Here is a 13,996-nt window from a genome sequence, read left to right as displayed (position 1 = left end):
CAATGATCACTGCGGCCGATCTCGCCGCGATCCGCCTGACGCTCGAACTCGCCGCGGTGACGACGGCGGCGCTGCTCGTCGTCGGCACGCCGGTCGCGTGGTGGCTTGCGCGCACGCGCTCGGCGTGGAAAGGCGTCGTCGGCGCGGTCGTCGCGCTGCCGCTGGTGCTGCCGCCGACGGTGATCGGTTTCTATCTGCTGGTCGCGCTCGGGCCGCACGGTCCGGTCGGCCAGCTCACGCAGGCGCTCGGGCTCGGCCTCTTGCCGTTCACGTTCGCCGGGCTCGTCGTCGGCTCGGTGTTCTACTCGCTGCCGTTCGTCGTGCAGCCGCTGCAGAACGCGTTCGAGGCGATCGGCGAGCGCCCGCTCGAAGTCGCGGCGACGCTGCGCGCCGGCGCGATCGACACGTTCTTCAGCGTCGTGCTGCCGCTCGCGCGGCCCGGCTTCGTCACCGCGACGATCCTCGGCTTCGCGCACACCGTCGGCGAGTTCGGCGTGGTGCTGATGATCGGCGGCAACATCCCGGACAAGACGCGCGTCGTCTCGGTGCAGATCTACGACCACGTCGAGGCGCTCGAGTACGCCGAGGCGCACTGGCTGTCGGCGGGCATGCTGGTGTTCAGCTTCGTCGTGCTGCTCGCGCTGTACGGGCGGAAAAAGGAAATGGTGCGGTGAGCGGCGCTGCGCCGTTCGGCCCCGGCGCCGCGCGAACCGGCGCGATGGCGGGTGACGAGGCCGCGATCCGCGCGCGCTTCGGCCTCGGCTGGCCGGGTTTTCGGCTCGACGTCGACCTCGCCTTGCCCGGGCGCGGCGTGATCGCGCTGTTCGGCCATTCGGGGTCGGGCAAGACCACGCTGCTGCGCTGTCTCGCGGGACTGGAGCGCGCCGCGGACGGGTATCTCGCGGTGCGCGGCGAGCTGTGGCAGGACGAGGCGCAGCGCCTCTTCGTGCCGACACACCGGCGCCCGCTCGGCTACGTGTTCCAGGAAGCGAGCCTGTTCGCGCACCTGACGGTGCGGCGCAACCTCGAATTCGGCCTGAAGCGCGTCCCGGCCGCGTCGCGCCGCATCCCGCTCGACCAAGCGATCGCGCTGCTCGGCATCGAGCCGCTGCTCGACCGCATGCCCGGGCGCCTGTCCGGCGGCGAACGCCAGCGCGTCGCGATCGCGCGGGCGCTGGCGACGAGTCCGAGGCTGCTGCTGATGGACGAGCCGCTCGCGGCGCTCGACGTCAAGCGCAAGCAGGAAATACTGCCCTACCTCGAACGCCTGCACGCCGAGCTCGACATCCCGGTTGTCTATGTCAGCCACGCCCCCGAGGAAGTCGCGCGGCTGGCCGACCACGTCGTGCTGCTCGCTGACGGGCGTGCGCTCGCCGTCGGGCCGATCGGCGAAGTGATGGCGCGTCTCGATCTACCGTTCGCGCACGACGAGGATGCGTTCGTCGTCATCGATGCCCGCGTTGCCGCGCATGACGAGGCCTACGCGCTGACGCGGCTCGAATTCGCCGGACTGCCGCTGTGGATCACCGGCCTCGACATGCCGCTCGCGTCCCGCGTCAGGGCGCGCGTGCTCGCGCGCGACGTCAGCCTGGCGCTCACCGAGCGCCACGATTCGAGCATCCTCAACGTGCTGCCGGCGCGCGTCGTGTCGCTCGACGAGGCCGATCCGGGGCGCACGCTGGTGCGTCTCGACGTCGCCGGCACCGCGCTGCTCGCGCGCATCACACGCCGTTCGGCCGCGCAGCTCGGCATCGTGCCGGGCCGCGACGTGTATGCGCAGGTCAAGGGCGTCGCGCTGCTGCGCTAGCGGAGTGAAATTTACCCGCTAAACTGTCGCGCTGCTCAACCCGGATCCTCGCCTGCCATGATCGACCTGCGCATCGTCCCCGTGACCCCTTTCGAACAGAACTGCAGCATCGTGTGGTGCGACAAGACGCGCAAGGCCGCGGTCGTCGACCCCGGCGGCGACCTCGAGCGCATCCTCGCGAAAGCGAAGGAGCTCGGCGTCACGATCGAGAAGATCCTGATCACGCACGGCCACATCGACCACGCCGGTGGCACCGCGCAGCTCGCGCGCGAACTCGGCGTGCCGGTCGAAGGGCCGCAGGAAGCCGACCTTTTCTGGATCGCCGGCATTCCGCAGCAGGCCAAAACGTTCGGCTTTCCCGGCGCCGAGAGCTTCGAGCCCGACCGCTGGCTGCACGATGGCGACACGGTGACGGTCGGCGACGAGCGGCTGCGCGTGATCCACGTGCCGGGCCACACGCCCGGCCACGTCGCGTTCTTCCATGCCGATGCGCGGCTGGCGATCGTCGGCGACGTGCTGTTCGCCGGTTCGATCGGCCGCACGGATTTCCCCCAGGGCGACCACGCGACGCTGATCCGTTCGATCCGGCAGAAGCTTTTTCCGCTCGGCGACGACATCACGTTCGTCCCCGGTCACGGACCGACTTCGACCTTCGGCGAGGAACGCCGCAGCAACCCGTACGTCGGCGATCACGCCTGACACGGCGCGGGCGAGGCCGTTCCCGCGCCAGTGTGTCGACGGCCTCGCCCGTTCAGCCGCGCTTGAGCGCGTCGCGGATTTCGCGCAGCAGCTTGACCTCTTCGGGCTCGACCGGCGGCGGAGGCGGGGGCGGCGGCTCCGCGCGCTTGAGGCGGTTGATCGCCTTGACGGCGACGAAGATCGCGAACGCGATGATGAGGAAGTCGATCGTCGTGTTGATGAACTGCCCGTATTTCACCAGCGGCGCCCCGGCCTTCTCGGCGGCTTCCATCGTTTCGTAAGTCTGGTCGCCGAGGTTGATGTACAAGTGGCGGAAATCGACTCCGCCGAGCAGCCGTCCGATCACCGGCATCACGATGTCCTTGACGAGGGAATCGACGATCTTGCCGAACGCGGCGCCGATGATGACGCCGACTGCCAGATCGATGACGTTGCCGCGCATGGCGAACTCTTTGAACTCGCGCATAAAGCTCATTCCGGATACTCCTCTGTCGTTGTTGAGGGTGAGGCGGGCCGCGAATCCGAGAATACGACTACAGGCGCGCGCTGAACACCGGCAGGCGCCAGCCGTAGCGCATCGCGCCAAGGCGGATCACGAGCACCAGAATGCCGGCGGCGAGCGCCGATGTGCCGGGCGTCGCTCCGGAGGCCTTCATCGCGATCAGCAGCAGCGCGCCGGCCCACGACGCGGTGGCATACAGTTCGCCGCTGAACACCAGCGGCACCTCGTTGCACAGCACGTCGCGCACGATGCCGCCGAATACGCCGGTGACGACACCCATCAGGCTCGCGACGAGCCACGGCGCGCCGAGCGCAAGGGCTGCCTGCGTGCCGCTGACCGTAAACAGCGCGAGGCCGACCGCGTCCGGCAGCAGGAACAGTTTGCCTGGCAGGCGCACGAAGCGCACCAGCGCAAAAGTCACCAGCCCGGCCGTCAAGGCGGTGATCAGATAGCTCTGATCGGCGATCCAGAACACCGTGCGGTCGAGCAGCAGGTCGCGCAACGAACCACCGCCGAGCGCTGCCGCGAGCGCGACGATGACCACGCCGAAGAGGTCGAAGGGCTTGCGTCCGGCTTCGAGCACCCCGGCGGCGGCCTGGGCGGCGACGCCGGCGAGGCCGATGCCATAGACGAGAATATCGATCGGAATCATGGGGCGCGAGAATAGCATCGCCGTGCCGTGATAGAGTCGCCGCGCGCCATGTCCGGCGCAGCCTTCGTCCAGCCCGAGGCGATGAAATGTCCGGCCTAGTGTTTAATTGCGTAAGTTAACAATAGTATTACGAAGCTGTGACCCGCGAACCTCTCGTTTGCGCCAGACGAATGGCGCTGCGTTTTCGTTGTAGGCGGCAGTGAAGGCATGGATGGCCTCAATGAGTTGCTCGACGCTTCGGAAGCTCGCGTTGTTCAGCGTCTTTCGCTGGAAGATGCCGAACCAGATTTCGACTTGGTTGAGCCAGCTCGCACTGGTAGGCGTGAAGTGAAAGGTGACGTTCGGATGTGCGGCGAGCCAGTCCTCGTTCTTCTTGTGGGTGTTCAAGTTGTCCAGGATGACGTGGATCTGCCGGTCGACGGGCTGGTCGGCAACGACCTCGTCCATGAAGGCCTGGAAGTCGGCGCGCTTTTTAGTCTGCGTCGTCTTGCCTCGGATGACGCCGGTGGCGACCTCCAATGCGGCGAACAAATTGACGGTGCCGTGCCGCTTGTAGGTGCTCTTCATTCCCTGGACGACCTTGCCACTGCTGGTCTGCACGTAGCCGCGCGCCCGCTCGAGGGCTTGAATCGAGGGCTTCTCGTCGACGCTGATCACCAGGGCGTTCTCGGGCGGGTTCAAGTACAGCCCGATTATGTCGGCCGCTTTGGCGGCAAACTCCGGGTCCGTGCTGACGCACCACGAACGGTGGCGCTGCAACTGGATGCCTTCCTTGCGCAGGATGCGCCACACCGCGTGATCGGACACGCTCAGCGCCTTGGCCAGCGAGCCCCCATCCCAGCTCGCCATGCCGGCCGGTGGCGGCAATTCGAGCTGTGCCAAGATTCGGTCGCGCAACTCGACACCGTACTTGGCGGGCTTGCCGGGCCGGGGCGCGTCGCGAAGCCCTGCGATACCTTGCTCGGCAAAGCGTCGGCGCCACAGCCCGACCGTATTCGGTCGAACACCGAGCTCGCTGGCAACCTCGTCATTGCGCTTGCCATGCAGGCACGCCAGAACGATGCGCGCACGCTCGACCAGGCGAACCTCGCCGCTCCGACTTCGAGACAGACGCTCAAGCTCCGACATCACTTCTGCCGGACACGACAACTCAACCGCCACTCGCGCCATGAGACCCCCTTGTGTCAAGCGAAGTGGGTATCATAATACTATCTTGTATTAACGCAACTAAACACTAGCGCGCGTCCAGGTACTCAGCAGCGGCATCGCGACCGGCTGCGTGTATGGGCTCGTCGCGCTGTCCTTCGTGCTGATCTACAAGGCGACCGGCACGGTCAGTTTCATGCAGGGCGAGCTGCTGATGGCGGGCGCGTTCGCGGTGCTCGCGTTGCACCTGGCCGCGGGCTGGCCGCTCGCGCCGGCGGCGGCGGGCGGCATCGCCGGGATGGCGGCGTTCGGCGCGGTGCTGGAGCGCATGGTGCTGCGCCGGGCGCTCGGGCAGGCGCACCTGACTGCGCTGCTGCTGACTTTCGGGCTCGGCATGATGTTGCGCGGCGCAGTCGGCTCGGTGCCTGCCGCGACGCATTCGATGCATCGCCTGGCGCTGCCGTTCGCCGGCGAGAGCTGGCGGGTCGGCGGACTGGTGATCGCCGCCGAGCACATCGTCGTGATCGTCGCGACGGCCGTGCTCGCGCTGGCGCTGACGCTGTTTTTTCGCCGCACGCGCGCCGGCCTCGCGCTGCGCGCATGCTCCGAGAACGCGACCGCCGCGGCGCTGATGGGCGTATCGGTCGCCGGCATGCATACGCTCGCGTGGGCGCTCGGCGCCGGCCTCGCCGCGGCGGCCGGGCTGCTGCTCGCGCCGGTCACGTTCGTGCATCCGAACATGGGGCTCGTCGCGCTGAAAGCGTTTCCGGCAGCCGTGCTCGGCGGCATGACGAGCCTTCCCGGCGCGCTGGCCGGGGGAGTGTTCATCGGTGTCGTCGAAGCGCTCGCCGGGTTCGCGTTGCCGGAAGGGGTGAAGGATGTCGTGCCGTACGTGCTGCTGATGCTGGCGCTGCTGCTGTTTCCGGACGGCCTCGCCGGCGGGCTGCGGCGGCGATGACAGGCGCGGCGATGCGGGCGGGCGCGATCGTCCGGTGGACGGCGGGGGTGATCGGGCTTGCGGTGCTCGGCGCGCTGGCGTTGCGCGCGCTCGGCCCGGAGTACGTGCTGGCGCAGGCGGCGTTCGTGTTCACGTACGCGATCGCAGGGCTCGGGGTGGTCCTCGTCGTCGGCCAGTGCGGCCAGATCCCGCTCGGCCAGGGCGCGTTGCTCGGATTCGGCGCCTATGCCGAGACGCTGCTGGCGCTGCACGGCGTGCCGGCGCCGGTGTCGCTGCCGCTGGCGATCGTGCTCGGCGCGGCGGGCGGGTGGCTCGCGAGCCTGCCGGCGCGGCGCCTCGGCGGCCTGTATTTCGCGATGAGCACGCTTGCGTTTGCGCTGATCGTCGAGGAAGCGCTGGTGCGCTGGGAGTCGCTGACGGGCGGCGCGGCGGGGCTGGCCGTGCCGGCGCTGGCGCTGGGCAGTTGGTCCGCGGGCACTGCGGCGGCGCAGGCCGCGCTGAGCCTCGTCGCACTCGCGCTCGCCGGGTTCGCGTGCCGGCGCTGGATGGCGTCGCGGCTCGGGCGGGCCTGGCGCGCGGTGCGCGAGGACGAGCTCGCCGCCGCGGCAAGCGGCATCGACATCGGCCGTGCGAAAATGCTGGCATTCGTGCTTGGCGGGGGGCTGTCGGGGCTCGCCGGCGCCCTGTACGCGCATTGGATCGGCTTCGTCAGCCCGGAACAGTTCGGCCTGGCGCTGTCGTTCGAGCTGCTGATGCTGGTTTTCATCGGCGGCGCGCGCCGTCTTGCCGGTGCGTTGTGGGGCGCGCTGGTGGTGATCGCGATTCCGCAGGCCATTTCGCTCGCGAGCGAGGCGTTGCCGCCGGACCTCGCCGCTGCGGCGGGTCTCGAGACGACGCTGTTCGGGGCGGTCGTCGTCGCGGTGATCGTGCTGCGTCCCGAGGGCCTGGCAGGTCGGGCATCGCGCAGTTCATCCTGAATCGGGGACGTTGGTGAAGTGATTGGCATCGAAATTTCGCGACATCGCGCTAAAGTGGCGATCCGCCTATGTCAATTCAGGGAGCGCGCTGGCGTGAGGAAACTCTTGGTGTCTGATGCGCCGCCCGGACCGGGGCCGGAGTGATCATGGCGAACTGGTCGGAGTACGTTCGACAGCGCCGTCCGCTCGTCGTCGGGATCGTCGTTTTCCTCATCGCCGGGATGATTTCCGGCGCCCTCGTGCTGGGCCTCGAGCACCGGCGCGGCACCTGGCTGCCGAGCGTCGAACCGGGGGCCGGCCCGGGCGACAACCTGGTGCTGTCGCTGAACGCTGCCGTGGCGCTGTTGTTCAGCCTGCTGCTCGGCTGGCTGGCAAACCAGATGGTGCAGCTGCGCGGGCACCGGGCCGATCTGCAGCGACTGGTGGCGGCGCGCAGCGCCGAAGTGCGGGCGCGCGAGGCGGAGCTGGATCGCGCCCAGTCGGTGGCACACGTCGGCGAACAGCAGCTGCGCAAGTTGTCGACGGCAATCGAATGCAGCCCGGCCTCGATCGTGATCACCGATCGCAGCGGAAACATCGAGTACGTCAATCCGCAATTCGAACGCTGCACCGGCTACACCGCGCAAGAAGTGGCGGGAAAGAACCCCCGCATCCTCAAGTCGGGCAATCGTTCGGCGGACGAATACGCGGCAATGTGGGCGACGATCACCCACGGCCACGTGTGGCGCGGCGAATTCGAGAACGTTCGCAAGGACCGTACGCATTACTGGGAGACGGCCTCGATCGCCCCGATCCGGGCGGGTGACGGGACGATTTCGGGCTTTGTCGCGGTCAAGGAAGACATCACGCTGCAGAAGCGGGCCGAGCGCGAGTTGCGCGAGCGTGAAGTGAAGCTTGCCGCGCTGATTGCGTCGTTGCCCGACCTGATGTTCGTCATCGACCGGAACCGGCGCATCGCCGAATTCCATGCCCCCGATCCCGGACTGCTGCTGACGGGGCCGGAGCGGTTTATCGGCCGTGCGTATGCCGAAACGCTGCCGCCGGCGGTGGCGGTGAAGTTCGACGAGGCGCTGGAGGAAATTTCCGCCGCAGGGGGGCTGCGGCAGGTCGAGTACACGCTCGACCTGCCGCGCGGCAGGCATCACTTCAGCGCATCGATCAGCCGGCTTGCCGGGGCCGGTCTCGCCCCGGAGGGGTTCATCGTGCTGGTGCGCGACCTCACCGAGCGCGTGCGCATGGAACAGGCGCTGATCGAAAGCGAGTTGCGCTACCGCGAGCTGTTCGCCAACAGCCGGGTGGTGATGCTGGTCATCGACCCCGTCGACGGCAGTATCGTCGATGCGAACGCCAAGGCCTGCGAATATTACGGCTATGACCTGGCCACGCTCACGCGCATGAGGATCTGGAGCATCAATGTGCTGGGTCGCGAGCAGATCCAGCGCGAGATGGCGCATGCCCAGGCGCGCGAGGTCGACACTTTCCGCTTCCGCCACCGGCTCGCCAGCGGCGAATTGCGCGATGTCGAGGTGGCCAGCGGCCCGATCGAGATCGCCGGCCGGAAGCTGCTCTACTCGGTCGTCCAGGATGTCACCGAACGCAAGCGCGTCGAGGAGCGCATGCGCCAGGCGATGGTGGTCTTCAAGGCCTGCAGCCAGGGCATCATGACGACTGACGCGCAAGGCCTGATCACGTCCGTCAACCCCGCGTTCTGCACCATTACCGGCTACCTCGCGGCCGAAGTCATCGGCCGCAAGTCTTCGATGTTCAAGCCCGAACGCCATGAGGCGACGTTCTTCGATGCGATGTGGACGTCGATCGTCGAGAGCGGCAGCTGGGCGGGCGAAGTGGGGAGCCGGCGCAAGGACGGCGGCACTTATCCGCAGTGGATCACCGTCACCGCCGTGCGCGACACCGACGGCAAGGTCGCGGAGTACGTCACGCTGTTCAGCGATATCACCGAGCGCAAGCAGCAGGAAGTCGCGATGTGGCGCCAGGCCAACTTCGACCCGCTCACCGGGCTGGCCAACCGGAGCCTGCTGCAGGACCGCCTCGGTCATGCGCTCGCCCATGCCCGTCGTCATGCGTGCAAGGTCGGGCTGCTGTTCCTCGACCTCGACGGCTTCAAGTGGATCAACGATTCGCTCGGCCACGAGGTCGGCGACGAGCTGCTGGTGGATGTCGCGCGCCGTCTCAACACCTGCGTGCGCGACGAGGACACGGTGGCGCGCCTGGGGGGTGACGAGTTCACGGTGGTCGTGCACGACCTTGCCGATCCGGCGGACCTCGGCGCGATCGCAGACAAGCTCGTCGCCGTGCTGCGCGAGCCTTTCGCGCTGCGCGGTGCGCGTCATCATATTTCCGGCAGCGTCGGCATCACGGTGTTTCCCGACGACGGCAACGATGTCCAGACGCTGCTGCGCAACGCCGACATCGCGATGTACAAGGCCAAGCAGGCGGGCAAGAACCGCGCCCAGCCCTATGCCCCTCACATGCAGGCCGATGCCCTCGCGCGCGTGCACCTCGAAGCGGATCTGCGCATTGCCGTCGAACAGCGCGCGTTCGAGCTGCATTACCAGCCGATCGTCGACAGCGCGAGCGGCACGCTGGTCGGCGCCGAGGCGCTGCTCCGCTGGAAGCATCCCGAGCGCGGCATGATCCCGCCAATCGAATTCATCCCGGTGGCGGAAGACTGCGGGCTGATCGTCCAGATCGGCGAATGGGTGCTGCGCGAAGCCATGCGCCAGCGCCGCGACTGGCTGGCGCGCGGCTATCCGCCGCTGCGCCTGGCGGTGAACGTGTCGGGCGTGCAGTTCGGCGAAACCGGCCTGCCGGAGCTGCTGCGCACGCTGCTCGCGGAATGCGACACCGCACGCGACGCTCTGATCCTCGAGATCACCGAATCGGTGCTGATGGGCGGCAGCGACAGCGTCGAGGCCCGCATGCGCGACATCAAGGAGCAGGGCATCTGCTTCGCGCTCGACGATTTCGGCACCGGTTTCTCGTCGCTGTCCTACCTCAAGCGCTTCCCCGTCGATATCGTCAAGATCGACCGCAGCTTCGTGCGCGATTGTCCGGACGACCGCAACGACGCGAGCCTCGTCGAAGCGATCATCAACATGGCGCACAGCCTCGGGCTGCGCGTCACCGCCGAAGGCGTCGAATCGGCCGAACAGCGCGAATTCCTGCGCGCGCTGGGCTGCGATTACCTGCAGGGCTACCTGATCGGCAAGCCGCTGGCGGCCGACGCATTCGAGGCCATGATGGCGCCGCTGCGAAGCGTTGCCGCCGCGCCGGACTGCACGGAGTCATGCTGATGCTTGTCGCCGCGAGGCTTGCATGACTTTCATCCGCCGCCTCTTCGGCGTCGTTGCGCTGGCCGTTTCCTGCACCGCGGCGGCGCAGGCACCCGGCGTGAGCCGCGACGAGATCGTCGTCGGCAGCATCCAGGACCTGTCCGGCCCGATCGCGCTGCTCGGCGTGCCGGTGCGCGACGGCATGCTGATGCGCTTCGAGGATGCGAACGCGGGCGGCGGCGTGCATGGTCGCAAAGTGCGGCTCGTCGTCGAGGATTCCGGCTACGACCCGAAGAAGGGCGCGCTCGCGGCGCGCAAGCTGATCCAGCGCGACCACGTGTTCGCGTTCCTCGCGAACCTCGGCACGCCGGTCGTGATGGCGACGATGCCGGTCGTCGTCGGCGCCGGGCGACCGCACCTGTTCCCGTTTTCGCCGCACGAATCGACGTACGCGCCGCGCCATCCGCTGAAGTTCCAGATGTTCGCGCCGTACCAGGACTACATGGACGCGGCAACGCGCTTCATGGTGCAGACCCATCGCTACCGGCATACCTGCCTGCTGTACCAGGACGACGACTATGGCCTGGAAGTCATGAAAGGCGTCGAGCGGGCGCTGGCGGCGCTCAACCAGCCGCTCGTCGCGAAGACCAGCTACAAGCGCGGCGCGACTGACCTGTCGAGCCAGATCGCGCGGCTGCGGGCTGCCGGCTGCGACTTCGTCGTCCTCGCGACGGTCGTGCGCGAGACCGTCGCCGCGGTCGCCGAAGCGCGCAAGACCGGCTGGACCGTCGACATGCTCGTCACCGCGTCGGGCTATTCGGCGCAGACGCACGAACTCGGCGGCAAGGCCGTGGAAGGGCTGTACGGCGTCAGCGTGCTGCCGCACCCCTACGCGGAAGGCGCGAGCCGCCCGCTCGCCGAGTGGATCGAACGCTACCGGAGACGCTTTGGCGCCGCGCCGAACGTCTGGAGCGTGATGGGGTACGGCGCCGCCGACCTCTTCGTCAAGGCCGCGGAACGGGCCGGGCCCGATCTCACCGTCGAGCGCTTCGTGGCCGCGATGGAATCGCTGCACACATCGCGCGACTTCTTCGGCAGCCCGGAATATCGTTTCAGCCCCGACGACCACCTCGGCAACCGCCACGGGCGCATCGCGCAGATCCGCGAGGGCCGCTGGGTGATCCTGACCGACTATCTGAAGTGAGTGGTGCCGATCGCACAGCCGTCACTTGGAAGGCTGTGCTTTGGCCGCGCCGAGACTTCGTTTTCCGTCCGGCGCAACGGGCTCACGCCCCGCTGGCGAGCGCGTCGAGAATGCGCCGGACCGGCGTCGGCAGCCCGGCCGCGTCCAGGTCGGCGAGCGCAAGCCAGCGATGCCCGGCTTCGGCGACGCTGCACCCTGCGTCCTCGACGTCGAAGCGGATCGGCGTGATCTCGAGCCGGAAATGCGTGAACGCGTGGTTCAGCGGAGCGAGCGGGAGGCTCGCGCGTGGCGCGAGGCCGAAGCGCGTTTGCAGCCAGCGCCCGGCGTCCGGCTCGCTGTCGGGAATTTCCGGCAGCGCGAGCAGCCCGCCCCAGATGCCGGCAGGGGGGCGCCGCTCGAGCAACACGCGGCCCGCCGCATGAATCACTGCGACGCGCACCCGGCGCTGCGGCACGGTCTTGCGCGGACGCGCCGCCGGCAGTTCGGCGATGCGCTCCTCGCGGCGCGCGACACACGAGTCGGTGAGCGGGCAGCGTGCGCACGCCGGCCGACTGCGCCTGCACACCGTCGCGCCCAGGTCCATCTGCGCCTGGATGTAAGTGCCGACATCCGTCTGCGGCAGCAGCGATTCGGCCAGCGCCCACAGCCGCGCCGCGACCGCCCGCTCGCCGGGAAAGCCGTCGATGCCGAACGCGCGGCACAGCACTCGCTTGACGTTGCCGTCGAGGATCGCCGCGCGCTCGCCGAACGCGAACGCCGCGATCGCCGCCGCCGTCGAGCGGCCGATGCCGGGTAGCCGGGCGATCGCTGCGGCGCGCGACGGGAAGCTGCCGCCGTGAAGCTCGACCACCTCCTGCGCCGCCTTGTGCAGGTTGCGCGCGCGGGCGTAGTAGCCGAGCCCGCTCCACAGCGCGAGTACATCGTCGACCGGCGCCGCGGCGAGCGCCGCGAGATCCGGGAAGCGCGCCAGGAAGCGCGCGTAGTACGGGATCACCGTGTCGACCTGGGTCTGCTGCAGCATGATTTCCGACAGCCAGATGCGATACGGATCGGGGGTGCGGCCGGACGTGTGCTGCCAGGGCAGGTCGTGCCGGCCGTGGCGGCGATGCCAGTCGATGAGCCGTGCGGCGAAAGTCGTGCCTGTATCCATTGCCCGCTGTTCCATTTTGCGTTGCCCGATGCCGCCTGCGCAGCGATAATCATCGGCTCCATTCACTTCAGGTGCGGCGGGCGAGAACCTGCGATCCGCCGCCCAGCCCCGCCCATGTCCCAGCCGCCCGTCACCCACCAGGAATTCACCCGCGCCTTCCGCGACACGCTCGGCATGTTCGCTACCGGCATCGCGGTGGTCACGACCCGGGCGCCGAACGGCGAAGCGATCGGGCTGACGGTCAATTCGTTCAACTCCGTCTCGCTCGACCCGCCGCTGATCGTCTGGAGCCTGGCGCGCCACTTGCAGAGCCTGGCGGTGTTCGAAGCCTGCGAATACTACGCGGTCAACGTGCTGTCGGAAGACCAGCAGCACCTGTCGCAGCTCTTCGCGACGCGCTCCGACGAAAAGTTCGCCGGCCTGGACATCGACGAGGGCCTGTACGGCGTGCCGCTGCTGCGCGGCTGCTGCGCCCGCTTCGAATGCCGAAACACCGTGCGCCATGAAGGCGGCGACCACCTCCTGTTCCTGTCGGAAGTCGTCCGCTTCGACCGCGAGGACCACCCGCCGCTGATTTTCCACAGCGGGGCATACCGGAGGCTCGCACAAAACGATTAAGCTGTTGAAATTTCGATTATTTTATCGCTCGTCGTCAATTTTTTGATTAAAGACGGTGTAGATCTCCGAACCTCGTCCCCCGGATGGCCCAGACGCAGGTAGGCAGCAAGCTGAATCAAGCCCCAGCTACCTGGAACGGTTGCGGTCGATGATGCGCGATCCCTGATTGGCTAGGCAATCCCCGGGGGGATCGCTGGTACGGGCAGCCTTCCGGCGCACGCCGACGCTCATGCCGCCCTGTGACCAGCAACATGCACACTCCCTGAGGATCGCCGAAGCACCAGGTTGGAGCACGGGGTTGGAGCTTGTACGTGTATTCGTTTTTGGTTATATTGAATACACCAAGCAGCAAGAGGACTGAACCATGGCCCGAACCACAACCACGACGATGACGGTTCGCCTCAGCGGCCCTCTCAGCGACTTCGTCGCCGCCAACGTGAGCGAGCACGGCGCCTACGAGAACGTTAGCGAATATGTGCGGGACCTGATTCGCCGCGACAAGGAGCGCACGGAGAAGGAGGCGTTCGAGCGACTCAAGGCCGAACTGACCCACGCCTTTGCCGCGCCGGAATCGGCGTACAAGCCGCTGACGGCAGCCGATGTGATCGCGCGCAACCGGACCTGACGGCGTGTCCGAGGTCCAGGTCTGCATCCAGGAGGCGGCGTCCTGGCGGCTCGACGAGATCTATCGCTACACGCGGGATCGCTGGGGCACCCAGCAGGCCGACCGCTACATCACCGGTCTGTTTGAGGCCTTCGACGGCATCGCGACCCACCGGACGTCATCGCGGCCTATTCCGGCCGAGTTCGGTATCGAAGGCTACTTCTTCCGCTACGAACGGCACTTCGTCTATTGGCGGTGGCTCTCGAACGGCGACATCGGCATCGTGACGGTTCTGCATGAGCGGATGCACCAGATCGATCGCTTCCGGGAAGATTTCGGCTTGTGAACCGGGGCAGCCATCTCCCGGGGATAGCTTGGACAGACCG

At 67.8% G+C, this 13,996-nt stretch carries 14 protein-coding genes; 10 read left to right on the top strand and 4 right to left on the bottom strand.

The window, feature by feature from the left end; all coding sequences use genetic code 11:
• The first annotated feature begins 2 nt into the window (after window positions 1-2).
• Genes modB through GO606_RS11040 form a run of 3 tightly spaced genes read left to right on the top strand, consistent with a single transcriptional unit; the run spans window position 3 to window position 2,506 of the window.
• Window positions 3-674 (top strand): molybdate ABC transporter permease subunit, encoded by a 672-nt coding sequence (gene modB / locus GO606_RS11050; protein ID WP_169117343.1) that lies wholly within the window; start codon window positions 3-5, stop codon window positions 672-674.
• Window positions 671-1,807: a molybdenum ABC transporter ATP-binding protein gene (modC, locus tag GO606_RS11045; RefSeq protein ID WP_244857207.1), complete on the top strand. Its 1,137-nt coding sequence runs from the start codon at window positions 671-673 to the stop codon at window positions 1,805-1,807. The genes modB and modC overlap by 4 nt, the downstream gene beginning before the upstream one ends.
• A gap of 57 nt (window positions 1,808-1,864) precedes the next feature.
• Entirely contained in the window at window positions 1,865-2,506 is a 642-nt protein-coding gene (locus GO606_RS11040; protein WP_169117344.1) for an MBL fold metallo-hydrolase, read from the top strand.
• A 52-nt stretch (window positions 2,507-2,558) separates the two neighbouring features.
• Here the strand turns inward: GO606_RS11040 and mscL are convergent, their stop codons facing one another.
• The 3 genes from mscL to GO606_RS11025 all read right to left on the bottom strand — a co-directional run bounded on the left by mscL (window position 2,559) and on the right by GO606_RS11025 (window position 4,830).
• Window positions 2,559-2,981: a large conductance mechanosensitive channel protein MscL gene (gene mscL / locus GO606_RS11035; protein ID WP_169117345.1), complete on the bottom strand. Its 423-nt coding sequence runs from the start codon at window positions 2,979-2,981 to the stop codon at window positions 2,559-2,561.
• 58 nt (window positions 2,982-3,039) lie between these two features.
• Complete coding sequence (locus tag GO606_RS11030; protein WP_169117346.1) at window positions 3,040-3,660, bottom strand: trimeric intracellular cation channel family protein; 621 nt, start codon at window positions 3,658-3,660, stop codon at window positions 3,040-3,042.
• Window positions 3,661-3,762: 102 nt separating this feature from the next.
• Window positions 3,763-4,830: an IS630 family transposase gene (locus GO606_RS11025; RefSeq protein ID WP_169200649.1), complete on the bottom strand. Its 1,068-nt coding sequence runs from the start codon at window positions 4,828-4,830 to the stop codon at window positions 3,763-3,765.
• 94 nt (window positions 4,831-4,924) lie between these two features.
• Between GO606_RS11025 and GO606_RS11020 the strand changes: the two genes are divergently transcribed.
• The 4 genes from GO606_RS11020 to GO606_RS11005 all read left to right on the top strand — a co-directional run bounded on the left by GO606_RS11020 (window position 4,925) and on the right by GO606_RS11005 (window position 11,238).
• Window positions 4,925-5,764 (top strand): branched-chain amino acid ABC transporter permease, encoded by an 840-nt coding sequence (locus GO606_RS11020; RefSeq protein WP_169119378.1) that lies wholly within the window; start codon window positions 4,925-4,927, stop codon window positions 5,762-5,764.
• On the top strand, window positions 5,761-6,741 hold the full coding sequence (locus GO606_RS11015) for a branched-chain amino acid ABC transporter permease (protein ID WP_246979494.1): 981 nt from the start codon (window positions 5,761-5,763) through the stop codon (window positions 6,739-6,741). Before GO606_RS11020 ends, GO606_RS11015 begins: the two co-directional genes overlap by 4 nt.
• Before the next feature lie 146 nt (window positions 6,742-6,887).
• Complete coding sequence (locus GO606_RS11010) at window positions 6,888-10,055, top strand: sensor domain-containing protein (RefSeq protein WP_246979492.1); 3,168 nt, start codon at window positions 6,888-6,890, stop codon at window positions 10,053-10,055.
• Between the two features lie 22 nt (window positions 10,056-10,077).
• Window positions 10,078-11,238, top strand: a complete 1,161-nt coding sequence (locus GO606_RS11005) for an ABC transporter substrate-binding protein (protein ID WP_169119373.1) — start codon at window positions 10,078-10,080, stop codon at window positions 11,236-11,238.
• Between the two features lie 82 nt (window positions 11,239-11,320).
• Here GO606_RS11005 and mutY read toward each other — a convergent pair whose 3' ends face one another.
• Window positions 11,321-12,388: an A/G-specific adenine glycosylase gene (gene mutY, locus GO606_RS11000; protein WP_169119372.1), complete on the bottom strand. Its 1,068-nt coding sequence runs from the start codon at window positions 12,386-12,388 to the stop codon at window positions 11,321-11,323.
• A 114-nt stretch (window positions 12,389-12,502) separates the two neighbouring features.
• Here mutY and GO606_RS10995 point away from each other — a divergent pair, with 114 nt between their 5' ends.
• The 3 genes from GO606_RS10995 to GO606_RS10985 all read left to right on the top strand — a co-directional run bounded on the left by GO606_RS10995 (window position 12,503) and on the right by GO606_RS10985 (window position 13,956).
• The gene (locus GO606_RS10995) at window positions 12,503-13,006 is read left to right on the top strand and encodes a flavin reductase family protein (protein ID WP_169119371.1); all 504 of its coding nucleotides are present in this window, start codon (window positions 12,503-12,505) and stop codon (window positions 13,004-13,006) included.
• A 364-nt stretch (window positions 13,007-13,370) separates the two neighbouring features.
• Window positions 13,371-13,631 (top strand): ribbon-helix-helix domain-containing protein, encoded by a 261-nt coding sequence (locus tag GO606_RS10990; protein ID WP_169119370.1) that lies wholly within the window; start codon window positions 13,371-13,373, stop codon window positions 13,629-13,631.
• Window positions 13,632-13,635: 4 nt separating this feature from the next.
• A complete protein-coding gene (locus GO606_RS10985) occupies window positions 13,636-13,956 on the top strand; it encodes a type II toxin-antitoxin system RelE/ParE family toxin (RefSeq protein ID WP_169119369.1) in 321 nt (106 codons plus the stop codon).
• Window positions 13,957-13,996 lie beyond the last annotated feature (40 nt).

Origin of the sequence: Aromatoleum anaerobium (assembly GCF_012910705.2) — a bacterium.
In the GTDB taxonomy this organism is placed as follows: domain Bacteria; phylum Pseudomonadota; class Gammaproteobacteria; order Burkholderiales; family Rhodocyclaceae; genus Aromatoleum; species Aromatoleum anaerobium.
The sequence above is the reverse complement of the archived record's forward strand: the minus strand, read 5'-3'. Positions and strand labels throughout refer to the sequence as shown.

What these genes read in the sequence shown, in the direction of transcription:
- mutY (WP_169119372.1), bottom strand. Translation starts at nt 12,388, where the DNA reads ATGGATACAGGCACGACTTTCGCCGCACGGCTCATCGACTGGCATCGC.
- GO606_RS11010 (WP_246979492.1), top strand. Translation starts at nt 6,888, where the DNA reads ATGGCGAACTGGTCGGAGTACGTTCGACAGCGCCGTCCGCTCGTCGTC.
- GO606_RS11030 (WP_169117346.1), bottom strand. Translation starts at nt 3,660, where the DNA reads ATGATTCCGATCGATATTCTCGTCTATGGCATCGGCCTCGCCGGCGTC.
- mscL (WP_169117345.1), bottom strand. Translation starts at nt 2,981, where the DNA reads ATGAGCTTTATGCGCGAGTTCAAAGAGTTCGCCATGCGCGGCAACGTC.
- GO606_RS11025 (WP_169200649.1), bottom strand. Translation starts at nt 4,830, where the DNA reads ATGGCGCGAGTGGCGGTTGAGTTGTCGTGTCCGGCAGAAGTGATGTCG.
- GO606_RS10995 (WP_169119371.1), top strand. Translation starts at nt 12,503, where the DNA reads ATGTCCCAGCCGCCCGTCACCCACCAGGAATTCACCCGCGCCTTCCGC.
- modB (WP_169117343.1), top strand. Translation starts at nt 3, where the DNA reads ATGATCACTGCGGCCGATCTCGCCGCGATCCGCCTGACGCTCGAACTC.
- GO606_RS11005 (WP_169119373.1), top strand. Translation starts at nt 10,078, where the DNA reads ATGACTTTCATCCGCCGCCTCTTCGGCGTCGTTGCGCTGGCCGTTTCC.
- GO606_RS10990 (WP_169119370.1), top strand. Translation starts at nt 13,371, where the DNA reads ATGGCCCGAACCACAACCACGACGATGACGGTTCGCCTCAGCGGCCCT.
- GO606_RS11015 (WP_246979494.1), top strand. Translation starts at nt 5,761, where the DNA reads ATGACAGGCGCGGCGATGCGGGCGGGCGCGATCGTCCGGTGGACGGCG.
- GO606_RS11040 (WP_169117344.1), top strand. Translation starts at nt 1,865, where the DNA reads ATGATCGACCTGCGCATCGTCCCCGTGACCCCTTTCGAACAGAACTGC.